The organism is Ramlibacter sp. (assembly GCF_041916345.1).
In the GTDB taxonomy this organism is placed as follows: Bacteria; Pseudomonadota; Gammaproteobacteria; order Burkholderiales; family Burkholderiaceae_C; genus Ramlibacter.
The window spans coordinates 26,923-47,076 of record NZ_JAYRZR010000026.1 but is presented as its reverse complement, the minus strand read 5'-3'; the positions used below and the strand labels follow the sequence as shown (position 1 = coordinate 47,076).

Sequence of the window (20,154 nt, the reverse complement as noted above, 5' to 3'; positions counted from 1 at the left end):
GGGCCCCCACCCCTCCCCCTCGTTTTGGCGCGGCCCCCCCCGGCCGGGGTGGGGTTGCGCTGCCGCTCCACCCCAGCCTACGAAAACCAGCCCTTACTTCCGCCGCTGGTCCACCACGCGCCGCGCCTTGCCCATGCTGCGCTCGATGCCGCCCTCGGGCCGCAATTCGATGCGCGCCGAGGTGCCGATATAGGCCTTGATCGCGTGGCCCAGGGCCGCGGCGGCCTCGCGCGCGGGGGCGCCGCCGGCCTCCACGCCGTGCGCCACCTCCACCGCCACCGTCAGCTCGTCGAGCGGGCCCTCGCGGGTGAGGATGCACTGGTAGTGCGGCGCCAGCGCCGGCTGCTTGAGGATCAGCTCCTCGATCTGCGTGGGGAACACGTTCACGCCGCGCACGATCATCATGTCGTCGCTGCGGCCGGTGATCTTCTCCATGCGGCGCATGGTGCGCGCCGTGCCCGGCAGCAGACGCGTGAGGTCTCGCGTGCGGTAGCGGATGATCGGCAGCGCCTCCTTGGTGAGGCTGGTGAACACCAGTTCGCCCAGCTCGCCGTCCGGCACCGGCTCGCCCGTCTCGGGGTTCACGATCTCGGGGTAGAAGTGGTCCTCCCAGATCGTGGGGCCGTCCTTGGTCTCCACGCACTCGTTGGCGACGCCCGGGCCCATCACCTCCGACAGGCCGTAGATGTCCACCGCCTGCATGTCCATGCGCTGCTCGATGGCCGCGCGCATGTCGTTCGTCCACGGCTCGGCGCCGAACACACCCAGACGCAGGCTGCTCTTGCGCGGGTCCATGCCCTGGCGCTCGAACTCGTCGGCGATGGCCAGCATGTAGCTGGGCGTGACCATGATGATGTCGGGCCGGAAGTCGGTGATCAGCTGCACCTGGCGCTCGGTCTGGCCGCCGCCGAAGGGCACCACGGTCAGGCCCAGGCGCTCGGCGCCGTAGTGCGCGCCCAGGCCGCCGGTGAAGAGGCCGTAGCCGTAGCTCACGTGCACCATGTCGCCGGGCCGCGCGCCGCTGGCGCGCAGGCTGCGCGCCATCACGTGCGCCCAGGTCTCGATGTCGTTGCGGGTGTAGCCCACCACGGTGGGCTTGCCCGTGGTGCCGCTGGAGGCGTGGATGCGCACGCACTGCTCGCGCGGCACCGCGAACAGGCCGAACGGGTAGTTGTCACGCAGGTCGGCCTTGCTGGTGAAGGGGAACTTGCGCAGGTCCGCCAGCGAGTGCAGGTCATCCGGATGCACGTTCGCCTGATGGAACTTGCGGCGGTACACGGGCGAGTTGGCGTACGCGTGCTGCAGCGTGGCCTTCAGCCGCTTGAACTGCAGCGCGCGCAGCTCGTCGATGCTCGCCTTCTCGATCGGCTCCAGCGGGAATGCGGCGGCGATGCTCATGAGGCCTCCGGCTCGACGATGTGACCCTGGATCTGCGCGCTCTTGCCGCGGAACATCGCGATCACCTCGCCCTTCTGGTTGGTGACCTTCATGTCGTAGATCCCGTGGCGGCCCTGCAGCACCTGCTCGACGCCCTCGCAGGTGAGCACGTCGCCCAGGTGCGCGGGCTTGAGGAACTCGATGCTGCAACCCGCCGCCACCGCCACCTTGTTGTGGCTGTTGCAGGCGAAGGCGAAGGTGGAGTCCGCCAGGGTGAAGATCAGGCCGCCGTGGCAGATCTTGTGGCCGTTCAGCATCGGCTCGCGCACGGTCATGCGCAGACGGGCGCGGCCGGGTTCGCAGGCCAGCAGCTCCATCTGCAGGAAGTCCTTGCTGGCAGCGTCGACGGCGAACATCGCCTCGCCGACGCGGCGGGCGAGATCAGGCGTGGTGGTCATCGACATCGCGCTCACTCCCCGGTGAACTGCGCGGGCCGCTTCTCGCGGAAGGCCATCACGCCCTCGATGTAGTCGTGGGTGCGACCCAGCGCGCTCTGCGTGTCGCGCTCGCGGTCCAGCTGCGCGTCGAGGTCGCAGGATGCGGCGGCGCGCAGCAGCTTGCGCGTGGCCACCAGGGCGGTGGTGGGCATCACCGCCAGCCGCTCGGCGACCGCCAGCGCAGCGGCCACGCAATCGGTGCCTTCGGGCGCCACGTCCCAGATCATCCCCCAGGCCTTGGCATCGGCGGCGCTCAGCTTGTCGCCCAGCATCGCACAGCCCATGGCGCGCGCCAGGCCGAGCTTGTGCACCAGGAACCAGGAGCCGCCCGCATCGGGCACCAGGCCGATCTTGCTGAAAGCCTGGATGAAGGAGGCGTTGTGGGCGGCCACGGCCAGATCGCACGTCATGGCGAGCGAGGCGCCGGCGCCGGCGGCCACGCCATTGACGGCGGCGATGGTGGGCACGCGCAGATCCATCAGGCGTCGCACCGTTGGGTTGAAGGCCTGCTCGATCACCGGGCCGGGGTCGGCGCGCTGCACCAGATCCGGCCCGGGCGCGAAGTCGAACTCCGCCAGGTCGGCGCCAGCGCAGAAGCCGCGGCCAGCGCCGGTGATGACGGCCGCGCGGATGGCCTTGTCGGCGGCGATGCGGTCCAGCGCGGCGCCCAGGTCACGGTGCATCTGGCGGGTGAAGCTGTTCAGGGCCTGCGGCCGGTTCAGCGTGATCAGCGCGACGGCGCCGCGCGCTTCGTACAGGACGGTGGGTTCACTCAAGGCTCTTCTCCGGAGAGGGCTGGCATTGACCGACCGAGCGGTCGGCGAATCAATCGGCGAATCTACCATCGCGCCCGGCACGGGGCGGTGCTTGTTTTCCCTTGGTTATAGTTGGCCGCGACACAAGGAGTCCCCATGGCCAGCTACGAATGCATCGAAGTCCGCGTGGAGGCGGGCAAGGTGGGCGTGATCACGCTCAACCGTCCCAAGCAGCTCAACGCGCTGAACGACCAGCTGATGAACGAACTCGGCGCGCAGCTGCGCGCCTTCGACGACGACGAGGCCATCGGCTGCATCATCGTCACCGGCAGCGAGAAGGCCTTCGCGGCCGGCGCCGACATCGCCGCGATGGCCAAGTACGGCTTCGCCGACGTGTATGGCCGCGACTTCATCACCCGCAACTGGGAGACCATCCGCAGCATCCGCAAGCCGGTGATCGCGGCGGTGGCCGGCTTCGCGCTGGGCGGCGGCTGCGAGCTGGCCATGATGTGCGACTTCATCATCGCCGCCGAGAACGCGAAGTTCGGCCAGCCCGAGATCAAGATCGGCATCATCCCCGGCGCCGGCGGCACGCAGCGCCTGCCGCGCGCGGTAGGCAAGTCCAAGGCCATGGACATGGTGCTCACCGCCCGCATGATGGAGGCCGCCGAGGCCGAGCGCGCCGGGCTGGTGAGCCGCGTGGTGCCGACCGACAAGCTGATGGGCGAGACGCTCGCGGTGGCGATCACCATCGCCGACATGCCGCGCCTGGCCGTCTATGCCGCCAAGGAATCGGTCAACCGCGCGTTCGAGAGCGGCCTGTCCGACGGCGTGATGTTCGAGCGCCGCATCTTCCACAGCCTGTACGCCACCGCCGACCAGAAGGAAGGCATGGACGCGTTCCTGAACAAGCGCAAGCCCGAGTTCCGGAATCAGTGACGGGCCGGTTGCCGGCGGGTCAGCGTCCGCCGGGCAGCCGCTGCACCTCATCGCGCAAGGCCTGCGCGACCGCCGGCGCGGCCTGCAGGCGCTGCACCTCGCCCGCGCCTGGCCGCCACAGCCAAGCATCGCCCGTCCACTCCAGCACGCCCAGCTGGGTGCTGCCTTGCATCAGCGTGAGCCGCACCGCGCCTTCGGTTGAGGGTTGGCGCGGCACGCTCGCGGCCGGACTCGCCAGCACCGCCTCCACCGCCGCCTGCAAAGCGGGCTGGGCGGCCCGGCTGAAGCGGCCCTCGCGACCTTCGACCGTGAGATCGGTCCAGCCGGCAGCGGGCCCTGGGCGCGCATCTCGCGGAGCGGCCAGGCGCGCGGCCGGCGCGGGCACCGCAACCGCCCCGGCGCCCTGCGCGGTCTTGGCTGCACGCTCGGCGGCCTGCGGCGCGGCCGGCGCGGCGCGGGCCTGGTCTTCGTTCCGGTCGGCGAGCGGAGCCGCCGGTGGCGGTGGCGCAGCGGCGGGCGCACGGGCCTCGGGTGGTGCTGGTGCTGGTGCTGGTGCTGGTGCTGGTGCTGGTGCTGGTGCTGGTGCTGGTGCTGGTGCGGCGGCTTCGGCTGCTGAGGGTGCCGCAGGTGCAGGCGACTGCGCTGGCACGGGCGCTGGCGCCGCGAGCCGTGTGGCAGGCGCAGCAGGTGCCTGCGCCACGGCGGCCCGTGGCGCAGACGGCTCGGCTGGCGCCGGCACGGTGGTCACCGTCGCCGGCACCACCGGCGGCGGCGACGCCTTGCGCAGCGGCGCGACCTCCGGGGCGCGGCCAGGTGGAATGGGGGTGTCGTGCAGCCCCGGCACCTCTTCGCGCTGCCACAGCACAGTGACCAGAGTGGCAAGGGCCACCGTGGCGAGCGCGGCGCTCCAGGGCACGCCGCCCCCGGAGGAAGGCCGCCACCGTCGCCACCACGGCACCCCGGCCGACTGCGCGGCGGCACGGATGGCCTCGCGCGTGCGGGGCAGCGGGCGCAGATCCGCGTCCGGCGCGGCATCCAGCGCGCGGCGCAGGCGCGCATCACGCAGCTCGGTCATCCCAGCCCCTGGATCGGCGCCAGGTAGGCGCCCATGCAGTCCCGAAGCTTGCGCAAGGCATAGCGCAGCCGGCTCTTGACGGTCTCGAACGGCAGGGCGAGGCGATGCGCCATGTCCTCCACGCTCGCGCCGTCTTCATGGTGCAGCAGGAAGGCAGCGCGCTGTGCATCGGGCAAGGCCTCCAGGCAGTGGAGCAGCTGCGCACCGGCTGCGCGCCAGAACGCTTCGTCCTCGCTGGACGGCGCGATGGCACCCACCTGGGCGGCCAGCCAGTCGAGCGGCGCGCCGTCATCCTCACCCGCCTCGTCCACCGGCACCACCTCGCGGCCCGACACACGCAGCCGATCCATCGCCGCGTTGTGCGCGATGGTGAAGGCCCAGGTGCGCCACGCCGCCCCCTGCGGGCGGAAGCTGGCGCGCGCGACCACGATGCGCAGCCAGACATCCTGGAACACCTCGTCGGCCTGCGCCGCGAGGGCTGCGCCCAGCAGGCGGCGGACGAAGCGGAACAGCCCGGCCTCATGGCGGGCATAGAGCACGTCGAAGGCGGCTGCGTCGCCGCCGGCATAGGCCTGCATCAGGTCCTCGTCGGCCAGTTCGTGCAGCGCGCGGGGCATGGGCGGATTGTCACATCACGTTGTACGGGCGAAAGCGCGGATCGGGGTTAGACACCAGTGCCCAGGCCAACCCCGCCACGGCCCCTGCCCCGTATCAACGGCATGTCCCACCTGATCCGGAGCGAGCGATGACCCCCCTGGCCCCTGCCCACCGTCCCCTTGAAACCAGGAACGGCCCGCGCCACCACGGCCGGCCCAGCCGCCCCCGCATGGTCGTGGCCCTGCTGGCGGCGCAGATGCTGCTGACGGCCTGCAGCGCCACGGCCCACACGCCACTGGACTGGCCCGAGCCGCAGCCGGAGCCGCCGCCCCTGCCCTGGCAGTCCTCGACGGGTCCCCAGATACGGGCCGTGCCGAACTTCCAGGCGCCGGCGGCCACCCACTGCGCGCGGCCGGTCACTCCGCGTGAGGTGCCGGGGATGACACAGGCCGCCCAGCAGCCGCCGTGGTCGCCGTGGCCGCGCCGGCATGAGGAACTGGCCAAGAGTGCCGCGGGACGCGATGCGAGCGACACCGCGACGACCGAGTCCCGCGTGGAAGCGCCCGCGGCCGTCGCATCCCCTGGCGTACGCGCGCTGGCGGTACCGGCGCCCGCTGCGGCCGCGCGCGCGCCTGCGGCACCAGCCCCTGCGCCAGCCCCCGCACCGGCACCGGCGGCGCGCCCCGCCGCGCAGTCGGCCCCACCCGCCGAGGCACTCTCGCGGTACGACGCTGCACCCTGGCAACGCCCGGCGCCCGCATCACTCCCCGTGACCGCCGGCGTGGTGGACGACAACGCCGACTTCAACGCCTACCTCGCCTTCCGTGACCGCCAGCAGGTGAAGCACCGCCCGCGTGACGTGCGCGAGCGCTACCTGCTGGAGGTGAAGGATGCACGGGGCCGCGGCGTGATCGACGCCGAGGTGGCCGTGCAGGCGCCCAGCGGCCACACCCTGTGGGCGCGTACCGACGGCGCCGGTCGCGCCTGGCTGCATCCCGATGCATTCGACCCCACGCGCGCGGCGCACTACCAGGTGAGCGCCCGCAAGGACGGCCGCATCACCACCGGCTGGCTGCGGCGCGGCCAGAAGAGCGCGGTGGAACTGCGGCTGGCCACCGCGCCGGCGCGAGCCCGCGCCCAGCTGGACCTGGTGTTCCTGATCGACGCCACGGGCTCCATGGCCGACGAGATCGACAAGCTCAAGGCCACGCTGCGCACCATCACCGCAGAGGTGGCGGCCCTGCCCAGCCAGCCGGACATCTGCCTGGGCCTGGTGGCCTACCGCGACCAGGGCGATGCCTTCCTTCTGCGCAGCCACGACTTCACGAACGACGTGCAGGGCTTCCTGCAGCAGGCGCTGGGCCAGCTGCGCGCGGCCGGCGGCGGCGATTACCCCGAGGCGATGAACGAGGCTCTGCACGAGACGGTGCACAAGCTGAACTGGCGCGGCAGCGGCACCACGCGCATGGTGATCCTGCTGGCCGACGCGCCGCCGCACCTGGACTACGGCGCGCCGCACTACGACGACGACATGCTGGCCGCGCTGGGCAAGGGCATCCAGGTGTTCGGCGTGGGCGCCAGCGGCCTGGACCGGCAGGGCGAGGTGATCCAGCGCCAGATCGCCCAGTTCACCGGCGGCAAGTTCGTCTTCCTCACCTATGCCGACGCGCGCCGCCCCGGTGCCGCGCCCGGGCGGGAGACGAGCCACGACGTGCAGAACTACTCCGTGGACACCCTGGACCGCCTGATCGTGCGCCTGGTCACCGAGGAGCTGGGCAAGCGCGGCAGCTAGTTGGCTATAATCGCGGGCTCAGGCGCTTTAGCTCAGCCGGTTAGAGCGACGGAATCATAATCCGCAGGTCCGGGGTTCGAATCCCTGAAGCGCCACCAGACACCGTCTTGAAGAAGCCCGCTGCCCTTGAGGTCGCGGGCTTTTTTCATGGGGCACTCGCGGGACAAGGCACGCGCACCGTGACCATCGTTGGGGAGCCGATCCTCGTAGGCTGGCGGTGACCGAAGGGAACCCCAGCGATGGCTGTCGCGCACTCACCGCTGGGGTTGCGCTGCGCTCCACCCCAGCCTACGAAAACGACGCGGGCGGCGTCGGCGCCCCATCCCCCCAGGCCGGGATCCGGAACGCCTGCACCAGGAAATCGATGAGCGCGCGCACCCGGGGCTGCAGGTGCCGGCGGCTGGGGTAGACCGCGTAGATGCCCAGCTCGAGTGATCGGTAGGCGGGCAACACCTCCACCAGGGCGCCCGAGCGCAGGTGGCTGCCCACCAGGAACGTGGGCTGCAGCACGATGCCCTGGTGCGCCAGCGCGGCGGCGCAGCAGGTGTCGCCGCTGTTGGTGCGCATGACCGGTGTCACCTTCACGCTCACCGGGCCTTCGGGGCCATCGAAGCTCCACGTATCGCCGCTGGCCAGCAGCGTGTAGCTGAACACGGCGTGCCGGGCGATGTCGCCCGGGTGGGCCGGCGTGCCGTGCCGGCGCAGGTAGTCAGGCGAGGCGCACAGCACCAGCCGCGTACGACCGATCTGGCGGCTGACCAGGCTGGAAGCCGGCAGCCGCGCGATGCGCACGGCCAGGTCGTAACCCTCGTCGACCAGGTCGACGATGCGGTCCGCCAGTGTCACTTCCAGCCGCACCTTGGGGTGCTGCTGCAGGAACGCCGGCCACAAGGCCGCCAGATGCAGCAGGCCGAAGCTGACCGGCACGTTCAGTCGCAGCAGGCCCACAGCCTCGTCGGCGCCGGCGGTCACCTCGGTCTCTGCCTCGGCCACGCCGGCCAGCAGTTCCTTGCAGCGGGCGTGGAAGACCTCGCCCTCGGCGGTGAGGGAGAGGCGGCGTGTCGTGCGATGCAGCAGCCGCACGCCCAGCCGCGCCTCCAGCTCGCCCACCAGCCGCGACACGGCCGTCTTGGAGACCTGCAGGGTGTCAGCGGCGCGCACGAAGCTGCCGGCATCCACCACGGCGGCAAAAGCCTGCATCTCGTCGAATCGGTTCATGCCTCATTGTCCTGATTTCAGGAACAAATAAACACCCGACCATCAATTTATCTTTCCATCCGGGACTTTTAAAGTCTCCCCATCGCAGCCGAGGTGCTGCATCACCCAGGAGATTCCCAATGAAAGTCACTGTCATCGGCGCCGGCAACATGGGCGCGGCCTTTGTCCAGCAACTCACGCGCGTCGGCCATCAGGTCCGCGTCACGGCGCGCGACGCTGCCAAGGCCGCCCAGGTCGCTGCCGCCAACCCGGGCGCCCAGGCGGTGCCCGCCGCAGGCGCCGCCCAAGGCGGCGATGTCGTCGTGCTGGCCACGGGTTATGGCGACGCCGTGTCCGCGTTGCAGGGCGCGGGCGTCACGGCCGGCCAGGTGGTGATCGACATCACCAACCCGCTGACCGCCGACTACATGGGCCTGACCATCGGCCATGCCACTTCGGCCGCGGAGGAGATTGCCAAGGCCGTGCCGGGTGCCGAGGTGGTCAAGGCTTTCAACACCATTTTCGCCCCGGTGCTGGCGGGCGGCGGTGACTTCGGCCAGGGGCACCAGGTGGAGGTGTTCGTCGCCAGCGACAGCGAGCGAGCGAAGCAGACCGCGCGGGCGCTGGCCGAAAGCATCGGCTTCGCGGTGGTCGACGCAGGCCCCCTGAAGAACGCGCGCTACCTGGAGCCGGTGGCCGGCCTGAACATCTACCTGGGCTATGGCGCCGGCCTGGGCACCGGCATTGCCCCGACCTGGATCCGCAAGGCCTGAACGGACACCCCATCGATTGGAGATCACCATGAACAACACCCTGACCCACCGCCTGCTTTCCACCACCGACGGCGCCAGCGCGCTGGCCCTGCGCGTGCCGGTAGGCCTGATCTTTGTCGCGCACGGCGCGCACAAGCTGTTCGGCTGGTTCGGCGGCTACGGCCTGGAAGGCACCGGGCAATTCTTCGGCTCGATCGGGCTGAGTCCCGGCTACGTGATGGCCCTCCTGGCGGGCGCGGCCGAGTTCTTTGGCGGCCTGGCGCTGGTATTCGGCCTGCTGGTTCGGCCCGCTGCCGCGGCACTGGCCTTCGCGATGCTGGTGGCCGTGTTCGCGGTGCACTGGAGCAAGGGCTTCTTTGCCGCCCAGGGGGGCTACGAGTACGCGCTGGCACTCTTCGCCGCATCGGTGTCGCTGCTGTTCAGCGGTGGCGGCCGCCTCTCAGCCGACGCCGCGCTGGCGGCGCGCGCCGACGGGGGCCAGTGATGGCCCGCCTGCCCAGCCTGTTCGTCTCGCACGGCGCGCCCACCTTCGCGCTCGACCCCGGGCGGGCCGGGCCGGCGCTTACCGCCCTGGGCCAGGCGCTGCCGCGACCCGAAGCGGTGCTGGTGGTGTCACCGCACTGGATGACACCAGGCCTGCGCGTGGGTCTCGCGGCGCAGCCGCAGACCGTGCACGACTTCGGCGGCTTCGATCCGGCGCTGTACCGCATCGAGTACCCGGCGCCTGGGCATCCCGCGCTGGCGCGCAAGACCCTGGAGACGCTCGCTGCCTTCGGGCCCGCGCTGCCGGATGACCATCGGGGTCTGGACCACGGTGCCTGGGTGCCCCTGCTGCACCTGTACCCGCAGGCCGACGTACCCGTGTACCAGGTGTCGCTGCCCGTGCGCCTGGACGGCGAACGGGCCTGGGCATTCGGCCAGGCACTGGCGCCACTGGCTGACGAGGGGGTGCTGATCCTCGGCTCCGGCAGCCTCACGCACAACCTGGGCGACTTCCGTGGCGGCCACGGCGCAGACCTCGCGTACGTCAACGTGTTCGCCGATTGGGTGCGTGAGGCCGTCGTTGCCGGCGATGGCGCACGCCTGCGGCGGACACTCGATGACGCACCCCATGCTGCGCGCGCGCACCCGACGCCAGAGCACTTCTGGCCCCTGCTGGTGGCCGCCGGCGCCGCGCAGCCCGGCCAGCCCTGGCGCGTGATCGATGGCGGCATCGCACACGGCATGCTGGCGATGGATGCCATCGTGTTCGGCCACGCCTGAGCAGGCGTCCGGCACGACGCACGCACTCAGGGCATCACGCCCATCTTGCCTTGCAGCTTCGCGAGCTTGCGGTCACCGGCGTTCAAGGCGGCCAGTTTCGCCACCTGCGCACGCGCCTCGTCCGCGCGGCCGGCGCGCCAGTACGCCAGCGCCAGGGCCTGGTGCAACTCGGCGAATCCGGTCGCCAGCGACTGCGCACGTTCCAGCGCGGCCACGGCCCCACGCGCGTCGCCTTGGTCCAGCGACCTCAGTCCCTCGGCCAGCCAGTGATAGGGATCGTTGTGGCGGCGCGCGGCGAGCCAGGCCGCCAGCTCGCCTGCCTCCTGCGCGCGGCCCTGCTCCAGCAGCAACCCGTGCAGGCTGCGCAGCGGCACCTCGGGCCAGTCTGACAGCGCGGCGGCGCGGCGCAGCAGTGACGCCGCGTCCGCCTGCAGGCCGGCCTGCCGATACAGCTGCGCCAGGTTGGCGTGGGCGCCGGCATAGGCGGGGTCGGCGCGGATCGCCGCCTTCAGGTTGGCGTAGGCCCTTGCGGCATCGCCCTGCGACAGGTGATGCACGCCGAGGTTGCTGTGGAAGCGCGCCAGCGCGGCGCGCGGGCCAATCACACGCCGCGCGGCCTGCGGACCGGAACCTGCCTCGAAGTCGATGGTCACATCCACCGGGTACAGCACGTGATCCACCTGGCTGCTGTGGGTGACCCTGACGCGCACATTCACGTGCCGCGCCACGAAGTCCAGCCGGCCCCGGCGGTCGAGCACGGGCGGCACCTCCACCTCCTGCAGCACCGCATCCAGGCCCAGCTCGCGCGCGGCCGCATGGGTGAGCAGCGCGAGCGACAGGCAGTCGCCGCGCCGCAGGCGCCACGTCTCCGCCGGCGCGGTCGACGGACCATCGGCATAGCGGAAGCCCTGCCGGTCCGCACCGAAGATGACTTCCAGCACGCGGTCGAGGCGCTTGCGCGCGCCCTGGGGAACCGGGCTTGCCAGCAGGCGTGCACGCAGGTCAGCCGGCAGGTCGAACAGGTCCGGCGGCGCTTCCGCCGGCGGCGCCCCGGCGAAGCGCGCGTCATGCCACGTCACCCCCGGCGGCGCTGTGATGGCCATGGGCGGCGGCGCGGTGGCGCAGGCCGCCAGCATCGCGGCCGCGGTGGCGAGCAGCGTCGTGCGCGCGAAGCGGGCGACAGGCCAGATCATCGGCGAAGCGGCCATGGGCGCCTCCTGCGGTGGGACAGGAGCCCATGCTAGGCCGGACGGCCGCCGATGCCTAGAGGGCGCCAGGCGAGGCGCGCGACGTTGGCCGCGGCACCCCCGCCGATACAATCCCGCCACTCCCACTCAGCCTCTGGCTCTACACCATGAACCGCTGGATCTCGCGGGCCCTGTGCGGCCTGGCGCTCTTCGCCTTCAGCACCCTCGGCCTGGCCCAGGGCATCGTGCGCGAAGCCCCGAAGGACGTGAAGCCGGCCGTCATCGCCGTCAGCGCCACGCCGCCGATCATCACGGTCGACGGCAAGGAAGACCGCTTCTCCCCTGGCGTGCGCATCCGTGACCTGAACAACATGCTGGTGCTCACCGGCAACCTGGCCGGCAAGACCGTCTACACCGTCTACAAGCGCGACGCCGCCGGCCTGGTGCATGAGGTGTGGCTGCTCACCGCCGAGGAGTACGCCAAGGTTGGCGGCATCAACACGGCCACGCCCGAAGGCCTGAAGAGCTTCCTGGATCTGCTGGCGCTGATCTGGAGCGCGCGCACGCTGGGTGTGAAATGAGCACGCCCGCCAGCGGCAAGCCCAAGGTCTACATCAAGACCTTCGGCTGCCAGATGAACGAGTACGACTCCGACAAGATGGCCGACGTGATGCGCGCGGCCGAGGGCTACGAGCCCACGCAGGACGTGGAGCAGGCCGACCTGATCCTCTTCAACACCTGCTCGGTGCGCGAGAAGGCGCAGGAGAAGGTGTTCTCCGATCTGGGCCGGGTGAAGCACCTCAAGAAGAAGGGCGTGCTGATCGGCGTGGGCGGCTGCGTGGCCAGCCAGGAGGGCGCGGCCATCATCGAGCGCGCACCGTACGTGGACGTGGTGTTCGGCCCGCAGACCCTGCACCGCCTGCCCGAGCTGCTGGCCGCGCGCCAGCGCCAGGCCGCGCCGCAGGTGGACATCAGCTTCCCCGAGATCGAGAAGTTCGACCACCTGCCGCCCGCGCGCGTGGAGGGCGCCAGCGCCTTCGTCTCCATCATGGAAGGCTGCTCCAAGTACTGCAGCTACTGCGTGGTGCCCTACACCCGCGGAGAGGAAGTCTCGCGCCCCTTCGACGACGTGCTGACCGAGATCGCCGGCCTGGCCGACCAGGGCGTGAAGGAAGTGACGCTGCTCGGCCAGAACGTGAACGCCTACCGCGGCAAGATGGGCGACACGAGCGAGATCGCCGATTTCGCGCTGCTGATCGAGTACGTGGCCGAGATCCCCGGCATCGAGCGCATCCGCTACACCACCAGCCACCCGAACGAGTTCACGCAGCGGCTGATCGATGTGTATGCCAAGGTGCCGCAGCTCGTGAGCCACCTGCACCTGCCGGTGCAGCACGGCAGCGACCGCATCCTGATGGCCATGAAGCGCGGCTACACCGCGATGGAATACAAGAGCACCATCCGCAAGCTGCGGGCGGTGCGGCCCGGCCTGTCGCTCTCCTCCGACTTCATTGTCGGCTTCCCCGGCGAGACGGAAGACGACTTCGCGAAGCTGATGAAGCTGATCGACGACGTGGGCTACGACGCCAGCTTCTCCTTCATCTTCAGCCCCCGCCCCGGCACGCCCGCGGCCAACCTGCCCGACGACACGCCACACGCGGTGAAGCTGCAGCGTTTGCAACAGGTGCAGTCGGCGCTGGAAGCCAACATCCGCCGCATCAGCGCCAGCCGCGTGGGCACGGTGCAGCGCATCCTGGTCGAAGGCCCCTCGCGCAAGGACAAGACCGAGCTGATGGGCCGTACCGAGTGCAACCGCATCGTCAACTTCGCCGGGCCGCAGCGCCTGGTGGGGCAGATGGTGGACGTGACGATCACCGAGGCGCTGCCGCATTCGCTGCGGGGGGCGGTGGTGGTGCGGGAAGAAGCGACGGCCTGAGCGGCCGTGCGAGCGCTGGGGCTGCGCCCCAGCCTGCGCCCCGTACTCGCTACCCGACCGCCCGCCACCCAACCAAGCCTCCTTTAACCCCGTCCGCCCCCCAGCGCCGTATCAGCGTCATCCCCACTCCCGGAGGTGACCCCCGATGCGACGATTCCTGCTCCCCTTCGCCACCGCGCTCGCGTTGGCAGCGCCCGGCGCCCAGGCGTTCTGCGGCTTCTACGCCGGCAAGGCTGACGCCAGCCTGTTCAACGAGGCCAGCCAGGTGGTGGTGGCGCGTGATGGCCAGCGCACCACGCTCTCCCTGCTCAATGACTACAAGGGCCCGCTGAACGAGTTCGCGCTGGTGGTGCCCACGCCCACGGTCATCCGCCAGGGGCAGGTGCGCATCGCGGAGAAGGCGACCTTCGAGCGGCTCGATGGCTACTCGGCGCCCCGGCTGGCGGAGTACCACGACAGCGATCCGTGCCGGCTCGACTGGCGCTGGGGCTGGCAGCCTCCCCCGCCCATGGCCGCCATGTCCCGCGCCGCGCCGGCGGCGGCCCGTCCACGATCCGCCCGTGACGAGGCCCTGGGCGTGCGCGTGGAGGCGCAGTACACGCTGGAGGAATACGACATCGTCAGCCTCTCGGCCGAGCAGTCCGACGGCCTGGAGACCTGGTTGCGCGAGAACGGCTACCGCATCCCGGCCGGCGCCAGCGCCGCCCTGCGCCCGTACATCCAGCAGGGCATGAAGTTCTTCGTGGCCAAGGTCAACCTGCAGGCCCAGGCGCAGACCGGCTACACCATGCTGCGGCCGCTGCAGTTCAGCTTCCAGAGCGAGAAGTTCATGCTGCCGATGCGGCTGGGCATGCTGAACGCGCCACCGGGGAAGCCGCAGGACCTGATCGTCTACCTGCTCACGCGCGAGGGCCGGGTGGAGTCATCCAACTACCGCACGGTGCCGCTGCCGGCCAACATGAACCTGCCCTCCTTCGTGAAGCCGCGCTTCGCGGAGTTCTACCGGGCGATGTTCGACGAGCAGGCGCGCCAGGCCGAGCACCGCGTGGTGTTCACCGAGTACTTCTGGGACATGGCTTGGTGCGACCCGTGCGCGGCCCAGCCGCTCACCGCCGAAGAGTTGCACAAGGCCGGTGCCACCTGGGCGGCAGGCGTGTCGCAGGCGCAGCCCGTGGTGCTGACGCGGCTGCACGTGCGCTACACGCCCGAGACGTTTCCGGAAGACCTGATGTTCACGCAGACGCGCGACCGGCAGAACTGGCAGGCCCGCTACGTCATCCAGAACCCGCACCAGGGCAGCGTGGCGCAGTGTGACGCGAAGCTGGCGCAGGCCGACTGCGAGGCGATGTGCAAGCCGCGCGTGGAGACCGTGCTGCGCTACCAGGGGTCACCCTGGGCACGCAACCAGCCCGACCTGCCCCGCAGCACGGACCCGCAGGTGCTGACCCGTGACTGCGCTGCGGCCTGCCAGGCGGCCAAGCGCGATGGCGTGGCCCGCGCCGCGCGCTACTACGAGCGCGACCTGCCCGCACGCATCGCCGCCGAGAAGCAGACCCTGGCCCGCCTCACCGGCTGGAGCCTGGCGCAGATCGATGCGATGCCCGACGCGCGGAAGTTCACCGAAGCAGCCGCGCGCGTGCAGGCGCCGTGGTGGCGCCGTCTGTTCGTGACGGAGACGCCATGAGTCCAGCGAGCACCGTCGTCACCTCTGCGGCCGGTCTCCGCCTGCCCGCGCTGGCGGGCCGGCTGGACGCCCGCTGGTTCCAGATCCTCTTCCTCGCGAGCTTCCTGTTGCTGGGCGCCGTGGCGCGCGACTTCGCGCTCACGCCGCTGCAGGTGCTGCTGACGTTTGCGGCGGCGCTCGGCACCCAGGCGGCCTGGCAGTGGGCGCTGCGGCTGCCCACGCGCGGCGGCTGGGCGGGCTACCTCAGTGCCATCGTGTCCTCGTTCGGCATCAGCATCCTGGTGCGCGCGGACTCGTGGTGGGTGCATCCCCTGCTTGCCGCGCTGGCGATGAGCAGCAAGTACGTGCTGCGCGCGGGACCCGAGGGCTGCCGGAGCCATGTCCTCAACCCCGCCAACCTCGCCGCGTTCGCCGCCTGGGCCTGGCTGCCGGGCGCCTGGCTCAGCCCGGGGCAGTGGGGATCGAGCAGCCTGGCGGCGCTGTGGTTCCTGGCGCTGGGCGGCCTGGTCACGCGGCGCATCGGCCGCTGGGATGTGAGCCTCGCGTTCCTGGGCGCCTGGGCCGCGCTGCTGGCGGGTCGGCTGGTCTGGCTCGGTTACGCGTGGGACCCTGGCGCGGCGATGTGGCTGCAGCAGATCGGCAATGGCGCGGTGCTGCTGTTCGCCTTCTTCATGATCTCCGACCCCATGACGACGCCGCAGGACCGCGCAGCGCGGATCGGCTATGCCATCGGCGTGGCCGTGGCGGCCTTCGTGTGGCAGTGGGTGCTGTACCGCCCGCACGGGCTGATCGTGGTGCTGTTCTGGGCCAGCTGGCTGGTGCCGCTGATCAACCGCTGGCGGCCGCGGGCGCGGTTCGCGTGGTGAGCCGCTAGAAGGGCATGCCCGGCATGCCGCCCTTGCCGCCCTTGCCCGCCAGCCGCTTCATCATCTTCATCATCCCGCCGCCCTTCATCTTCTTCATCATGGTCTGCATCTGCTCGAACTCGTTGAGCAGGCGGTTGACCTCCTGGACGTGCACGCCGGCGCCGGCAGCGATGCGGCGCTTGCGGGTGGCCTTGATCAGCTCGGGCTTGCGGCGCTCCAGCGGCGTCATGCTGCAGATGATGCCTTCCTTGCGGCGGATGTCGCGCTCGGCCTTCTGCATGTCCACCTGGCCGGCCTTGGCCTGCACCTGGGCGGGCATCTTCTCCATCAGCGTGGACAGGCCGCCCATCTGCTTCATCTGCTGGACCTGCGCCAGGAAGTCGTTCAGGTCGAAGCCGGCGCCGCTCTTGACCTTGGCGGCCAGCTTCTGCGCGGCCTCCACGTCCACCCCGGCCTGCACCTGCTCCACCAGGGCCACGATGTCGCCCATGCCCAGCACGCGGCCGGCGTGACGCTCGGCGTCGAAGACCTCCAGGCCGTCAATCTTCTCGGAGACGCCCGCGAACTTGATTGGCGCGCCGGTGATCTGCCGCACCGACAACGCCGCGCCGCCGCGTGAATCGCCATCCAGCTTGGTGAGCACGATGCCGGTGAGGGGCAGCGCCTCGGCGAAGGCCTTGGCCGTGTTCACCGCGTCCTGGCCCTGCATGGCGTCGACCACGAACAGCGTCTCCACCGGGTTCAATGCGGCATGCAGCTGCTTGATCTCGGCCATCAGCGCCTCGTCGATCGCCAGGCGGCCGGCGGTGTCCACCAGCAGCACGTCGAAGTACTGCTTCTTCGCGAAGTCGACCGCGGCGCGCGCGATGTCCACCGGCTTCTGGTCGGGCGTGCTCGGGAACCACTCGGCCCCGGCCTGCTTCGTGACGGTCTTGAGCTGTTCGATGGCGGCCGGCCGGTACACGTCGCCCGACACGGTCAGCACCTTCTTCTTGCGCTTCTCGATCAGGTGGCGGGCCAGCTTGGCGGTGGTGGTGGTCTTGCCCGCGCCCTGCAGGCCGGCCATGAGGATCACCGCCGGCGGCTGCGTGGCCAGGTTCAGGTCGGCCACGCCCTCGCCCATGGTGGCCACCAGCTCGCGGTGCACGATGCCCACCAGCGCCTGGCCGGGGTTCAGCGAGCCCACCACCTCCTGGCCGAGCGCCTTGGTCTTGACGCGGGCGATGAAGTCGCGCACCACGGGCAGCGCAACGTCGGCCTCCAGCAGGGCCATGCGCACCTCGCGCAGCATCTCCTGCACGTTGTCTTCGGTGATGCGCGCCTGGCCGCGCATCTGCTTGACCAGGCGTGACAGCTTGTCGGAAAGGGCGGAGGCCATGGGGTACCCGGGGGGAGGCGGAGGGATGCGAAGGGCGCAAGGCCAGTCGCGGTGGCGCGTAAACTGCGAGCCATGATTCTACCGAGTGCCTCCCCGGTCGGCCTGACCCTCTCGCTGGGCGCGGCGCTCGCCTACGCCGTGCCCGCGGCGGCGGCCGGCCGCCTGTCGGAGCGCGCCGCGCGCCATGCGCTGATGGCGGCCTGGGCGCTGCACGGACTGGCCCTGGCCTGGGGCGTCTGGGGCGACACGCCGCGCTTCGGCTTCGCCCCCGCGGTGTCGGTCACGGCGTGGCTGGTGCTCACCGTCTACGTGATCGAGCGGCAGATGTTCCCGCAGCTGCAGGCGCGCTGGGCGCTGGCGGGCCTGGGCGCCTTCGCGGTGGTGCTGGCGCTGGCCTTCCCGGGCACGCCCCTGGTGCCCTCCTCGCCGTGGCTGCCCCTGCACTGGGCGCTGGGCATCGCCTCCTACGGGCTGTTCGCCGCGGCGGTGGTGCATGCCTGGCTGCTCACCCGGGCCGAGCGCACCATGCGCATGGCCGCCGAGCCGCAGGCCGGCCTGCCGCTGCTCACGCTGGAACGCCTCACCTTCCGCTTCGCCACCGCCGGCTTCGTGCTGCTGTCGGCCACGCTGCTGGCCGGCATCTTCTTCTCCGAGGTGCTGTACGGGCGCGCCTGGCGCTGGGATCACAAGACGGTGTTCTCGGTGCTGGCCTGGGTGTCGTTCGCCTCGCTGCTGGCTGGCCGCGCCCGCTTCGGCCTGCGCGGGCGCCGCGCGGTGCGCGTGCTGTACGTCGGTTCGCTGCTGCTGCTGCTGGCCTACGTGGGCTCGCGCTTCGTGCTGGAGGTGATCCTGAGGCGCGGCACATGAAGTTCCTGGTGCTGTTGCTGGTGCTGGTGGTGGCCTGGCTGATCTGGCGCCACGGCCGCCTCACCCAGCGCAACGAGCAAGGCCGCCCGGGCGCGAAGGCCGCGCCCGGCGTTCCGCTGGAGATGGTGCGCTGCACGGTCTGCGGCGTGCACCTGCCGCGCGCCGACGCCACCGAGGGCACGGCAGGCCGCCTCTACTGCGGCGCCGACCACCGCCGCCAGGGCGAGGGCTAAGCAAGCCGCACGCCCGCGCCACCATGCCGACGCCGCCGACCGAGTCCGCCTGGCTGCAACAGGCCGCGCAGGGCGGCATGGTCGCCGCCGAATCGGCCTTCCACCGCCTGTGGCGCGGCTTCATGGTCGCGCGGGTGGGGACGGCGCTCGTGCTGCTGGTGCTGCTCTGGAGCATGCAGCTGCTGGGCCTGGCCCCGGCGATCGACTCCTGGCAGATCATCCTGTGCGCGGCCTACCTCGGCGCTTCGCTGGGCGTCGTGCTGGCGGGCCGGCCGGCGCGGCCGGGGCAGCACTTCGATCCGCAATGGGTGTTCACCATCGGCATCGACCTGCTGGCGTTCGCCACGCTGCACGTCACCCAGGCCGCCGGCCTGAACTTCTCGCCGCTGTTCGCCCTGCCGGTGCTCACGGCCTCGGTGCTGGGCTCGGCCCTGCTCGCGCTGGGCACGGCCGCGGGCGTGACGCTGCTGCTGCTGATCGACGCCTGGGTGCAGGCACTGCAGCTGCCAGAGGCGGCGCCGCGCTTCGTGCAGGCCGGCCTCACCGGCGGCGGCTTCTTCGTCGTGGCCCTGCTGGCCAACCAGCTGGCCGCGCGCCTGGCCCGCGAGGAGCAGCTCGCGCGGCGCAGCCGCCTGGCGGCCCGCACGCAGGCGCAGGTGAACGAGCTGGTGATCGAGACCCTGGCTGACGGCGTGGTGGTGCTCGCGCCCGACGCCGTGGTGCAGGCGGCCAACCCGGCGGCGCGCCAGCTGCTGGGCTGGGACGACACCGACGCGCCGGTGTCGCTCATGCTGGCCTCGCGGCCGGGGTGGCAGCCGCTGGTGGATCTGGCCGAGCGCACCTTCGCCGAGCAGGCCAGCCAGCAGGCCGAGCTCGCGCTGGAGATCGGCCCCGGCGAGCGGGTGCACCTGCGCGTGCGCACCCGTCTCACGCCGCCCCACGAACAGCAGTCCGAGGCGCTGTGCGTTATGTTCCTGCAGGACCTGCGCGAGGCCGAGGCGCGGCTGCGCACCGAGAAGCTGGCGGCCATGGGCCGCATGTCGGCGGCGGTGGCGCACGAGATCCGCAACCCGCTGGCCGCGATCGCGCAGGCCAACGCCCTGCTGGCGGAAGACCTGGCGCGCGCCGACCAGAAGCAGCTGAGCGACATGGTGGGCAAGAACACGCAGCGCCTGGCCCAGATCGTCGACGAGATCCTCAACATCGCCCGCGTGCAGCAGCAGCCGGCGGCGCCGGTGGCCCTGGAGCTCGACGCGGCCGTGCAGGCGAGCGCCGGCGAGTGGTCGCGCCACGCGCGGCCCGGTCCGCGGCTGCGCGTGCAGCCGGGCGCGCCGGGTCACTGGGCCCGCTTCGACCCCGAGCACCTGCGCCGCGTGCTGGTGAACCTGCTGGACAACGCGCTGCGCTACGCCAGCACCGGTGCCGGCGCGATCGTGGTCGCCACCGAATCGCACGGCGACGACCGCGCGCTGCGCGTGTGGAGCGACGGCCCGCCACTGGAGGCCACCGTGCAGCGCCACCTGTTCGAGCCTTTCTTTTCCTCGGAAAGCCGGTCCAGCGGCCTGGGCCTGTACATCTGCCGCGAGCTGTGCGAGCGCCATGGCGCCACCATCGCCTACGACCGCGCGCCCGCCCCCGATGGCAGCGGACGGCCCGGCAACCTCTTCACGGTGGTGCTGCGGCCCGCCGCGCCCGCGCCAACGGCCGCCGGCGCGGCCCGCGCGGTCGGCGGCTGATA

20 protein-coding genes and 1 tRNA gene are annotated in these 20,154 nt (G+C 71.4%); 13 read left to right on the top strand and 8 right to left on the bottom strand.

Annotated elements, in window-relative coordinates; all coding sequences use genetic code 11:
- Nucleotides 1–93: 93 nt before the first annotated feature.
- The 3 genes from paaK to ACE3T5_RS09370 are packed head-to-tail and all read right to left on the bottom strand — an operon-like array spanning nucleotide 94 to nucleotide 2,650.
- Entirely contained in the window at nucleotides 94–1,398 is a 1,305-nt protein-coding gene (gene paaK / locus ACE3T5_RS09380) for a phenylacetate--CoA ligase PaaK (RefSeq protein WP_374666828.1), read from the bottom strand.
- The gene (gene paaI / locus ACE3T5_RS09375; RefSeq protein ID WP_374666830.1) at nucleotides 1,395–1,835 is read right to left on the bottom strand and encodes a hydroxyphenylacetyl-CoA thioesterase PaaI; all 441 of its coding nucleotides are present in this window, start codon (nucleotides 1,833–1,835) and stop codon (nucleotides 1,395–1,397) included. The genes paaK and paaI overlap by 4 nt, the downstream gene beginning before the upstream one ends.
- An 11-nt stretch (nucleotides 1,836–1,846) precedes the next feature.
- Nucleotides 1,847–2,650, bottom strand: a complete 804-nt coding sequence (locus tag ACE3T5_RS09370; protein ID WP_374666826.1) for an enoyl-CoA hydratase-related protein — start codon at nucleotides 2,648–2,650, stop codon at nucleotides 1,847–1,849.
- A 135-nt stretch (nucleotides 2,651–2,785) separates the two neighbouring features.
- Here ACE3T5_RS09370 and ACE3T5_RS09365 point away from each other — a divergent pair, with 135 nt between their 5' ends.
- The gene (locus ACE3T5_RS09365) at nucleotides 2,786–3,568 is read left to right on the top strand and encodes an enoyl-CoA hydratase (protein ID WP_374666824.1); all 783 of its coding nucleotides are present in this window, start codon (nucleotides 2,786–2,788) and stop codon (nucleotides 3,566–3,568) included.
- 19 nt (nucleotides 3,569–3,587) lie between these two features.
- Here the strand turns inward: ACE3T5_RS09365 and ACE3T5_RS09360 are convergent, their stop codons facing one another.
- Entirely contained in the window at nucleotides 3,588–4,643 is a 1,056-nt protein-coding gene (locus ACE3T5_RS09360) for a hypothetical protein (protein ID WP_374666822.1), read from the bottom strand.
- Entirely contained in the window at nucleotides 4,640–5,260 is a 621-nt protein-coding gene (locus ACE3T5_RS09355) for a sigma-70 family RNA polymerase sigma factor (RefSeq protein ID WP_374666820.1), read from the bottom strand. The genes ACE3T5_RS09360 and ACE3T5_RS09355 overlap by 4 nt, the downstream gene beginning before the upstream one ends.
- A 128-nt stretch (nucleotides 5,261–5,388) precedes the next feature.
- On the opposite strand from ACE3T5_RS09355, the gene ACE3T5_RS09350 reads away from it, so the two are divergent.
- Both ACE3T5_RS09350 and ACE3T5_RS09345 read left to right on the top strand, forming a co-directional pair.
- Nucleotides 5,389–7,032: a VWA domain-containing protein gene (locus ACE3T5_RS09350; protein WP_374666818.1), complete on the top strand. Its 1,644-nt coding sequence runs from the start codon at nucleotides 5,389–5,391 to the stop codon at nucleotides 7,030–7,032.
- Between the two features lie 21 nt (nucleotides 7,033–7,053).
- Nucleotides 7,054–7,130 (top strand) — tRNA-Met (locus tag ACE3T5_RS09345).
- 190 nt (nucleotides 7,131–7,320) lie between these two features.
- On the opposite strand, the gene ACE3T5_RS09340 is transcribed toward ACE3T5_RS09345, so the two are convergent.
- Complete coding sequence (locus tag ACE3T5_RS09340; protein ID WP_374666816.1) at nucleotides 7,321–8,250, bottom strand: LysR family transcriptional regulator; 930 nt, start codon at nucleotides 8,248–8,250, stop codon at nucleotides 7,321–7,323.
- Nucleotides 8,251–8,369: 119 nt separating this feature from the next.
- Between ACE3T5_RS09340 and ACE3T5_RS09335 the strand changes: the two genes are divergently transcribed.
- Genes ACE3T5_RS09335 through ACE3T5_RS09325 form a run of 3 tightly spaced genes read left to right on the top strand, consistent with a single transcriptional unit; the run spans nucleotide 8,370 to nucleotide 10,265 of the window.
- Nucleotides 8,370–9,002: an NADPH-dependent F420 reductase gene (locus tag ACE3T5_RS09335; protein ID WP_374666814.1), complete on the top strand. Its 633-nt coding sequence runs from the start codon at nucleotides 8,370–8,372 to the stop codon at nucleotides 9,000–9,002.
- A 28-nt stretch (nucleotides 9,003–9,030) separates the two neighbouring features.
- Nucleotides 9,031–9,486: a DoxX family protein gene (locus ACE3T5_RS09330; protein WP_374666812.1), complete on the top strand. Its 456-nt coding sequence runs from the start codon at nucleotides 9,031–9,033 to the stop codon at nucleotides 9,484–9,486.
- Nucleotides 9,486–10,265: a dioxygenase gene (locus tag ACE3T5_RS09325; RefSeq protein WP_374666810.1), complete on the top strand. Its 780-nt coding sequence runs from the start codon at nucleotides 9,486–9,488 to the stop codon at nucleotides 10,263–10,265. The genes ACE3T5_RS09330 and ACE3T5_RS09325 overlap by 1 nt, the downstream gene beginning before the upstream one ends.
- Nucleotides 10,266–10,291: 26 nt before the next feature.
- Here the strand turns inward: ACE3T5_RS09325 and ACE3T5_RS09320 are convergent, their stop codons facing one another.
- Nucleotides 10,292–11,473 (bottom strand): tetratricopeptide repeat protein, encoded by a 1,182-nt coding sequence (locus ACE3T5_RS09320; protein WP_374666808.1) that lies wholly within the window; start codon nucleotides 11,471–11,473, stop codon nucleotides 10,292–10,294.
- 146 nt (nucleotides 11,474–11,619) lie between these two features.
- Between ACE3T5_RS09320 and ACE3T5_RS09315 the strand changes: the two genes are divergently transcribed.
- From ACE3T5_RS09315 to ACE3T5_RS09300, 4 genes are all read left to right on the top strand, one after another.
- Nucleotides 11,620–12,033 (top strand): hypothetical protein, encoded by a 414-nt coding sequence (locus ACE3T5_RS09315; protein WP_374666805.1) that lies wholly within the window; start codon nucleotides 11,620–11,622, stop codon nucleotides 12,031–12,033.
- On the top strand, nucleotides 12,030–13,388 hold the full coding sequence (gene miaB, locus ACE3T5_RS09310) for a tRNA (N6-isopentenyl adenosine(37)-C2)-methylthiotransferase MiaB (protein WP_374666803.1): 1,359 nt from the start codon (nucleotides 12,030–12,032) through the stop codon (nucleotides 13,386–13,388). Before ACE3T5_RS09315 ends, miaB begins: the two co-directional genes overlap by 4 nt.
- 145 nt (nucleotides 13,389–13,533) lie before the next feature.
- The gene (locus tag ACE3T5_RS09305) at nucleotides 13,534–15,072 is read left to right on the top strand and encodes a DUF2330 domain-containing protein (protein ID WP_374666801.1); all 1,539 of its coding nucleotides are present in this window, start codon (nucleotides 13,534–13,536) and stop codon (nucleotides 15,070–15,072) included.
- A complete protein-coding gene (locus ACE3T5_RS09300) occupies nucleotides 15,069–15,938 on the top strand; it encodes an RnfABCDGE type electron transport complex subunit D (protein WP_374666799.1) in 870 nt (289 codons plus the stop codon). The genes ACE3T5_RS09305 and ACE3T5_RS09300 overlap by 4 nt, the downstream gene beginning before the upstream one ends.
- Nucleotides 15,939–15,942: 4 nt before the next feature.
- Here the strand turns inward: ACE3T5_RS09300 and ffh are convergent, their stop codons facing one another.
- Complete coding sequence (ffh, locus tag ACE3T5_RS09295) at nucleotides 15,943–17,316, bottom strand: signal recognition particle protein (RefSeq protein WP_374666797.1); 1,374 nt, start codon at nucleotides 17,314–17,316, stop codon at nucleotides 15,943–15,945.
- A gap of 72 nt (nucleotides 17,317–17,388) precedes the next feature.
- On the opposite strand from ffh, the gene ACE3T5_RS09290 reads away from it, so the two are divergent.
- The 3 genes from ACE3T5_RS09290 to ACE3T5_RS09280 are packed head-to-tail and all read left to right on the top strand — an operon-like array spanning nucleotide 17,389 to nucleotide 20,152.
- The gene (locus ACE3T5_RS09290) at nucleotides 17,389–18,183 is read left to right on the top strand and encodes an inner membrane protein YpjD (RefSeq protein ID WP_374666795.1); all 795 of its coding nucleotides are present in this window, start codon (nucleotides 17,389–17,391) and stop codon (nucleotides 18,181–18,183) included.
- On the top strand, nucleotides 18,180–18,416 hold the full coding sequence (locus ACE3T5_RS09285) for a PP0621 family protein (RefSeq protein WP_374666793.1): 237 nt from the start codon (nucleotides 18,180–18,182) through the stop codon (nucleotides 18,414–18,416). Before ACE3T5_RS09290 ends, ACE3T5_RS09285 begins: the two co-directional genes overlap by 4 nt.
- A 23-nt stretch (nucleotides 18,417–18,439) precedes the next feature.
- Nucleotides 18,440–20,152 (top strand): PAS domain-containing sensor histidine kinase, encoded by a 1,713-nt coding sequence (locus tag ACE3T5_RS09280; protein WP_374666791.1) that lies wholly within the window; start codon nucleotides 18,440–18,442, stop codon nucleotides 20,150–20,152.
- Nucleotides 20,153–20,154: the final 2 nt, after the last annotated feature.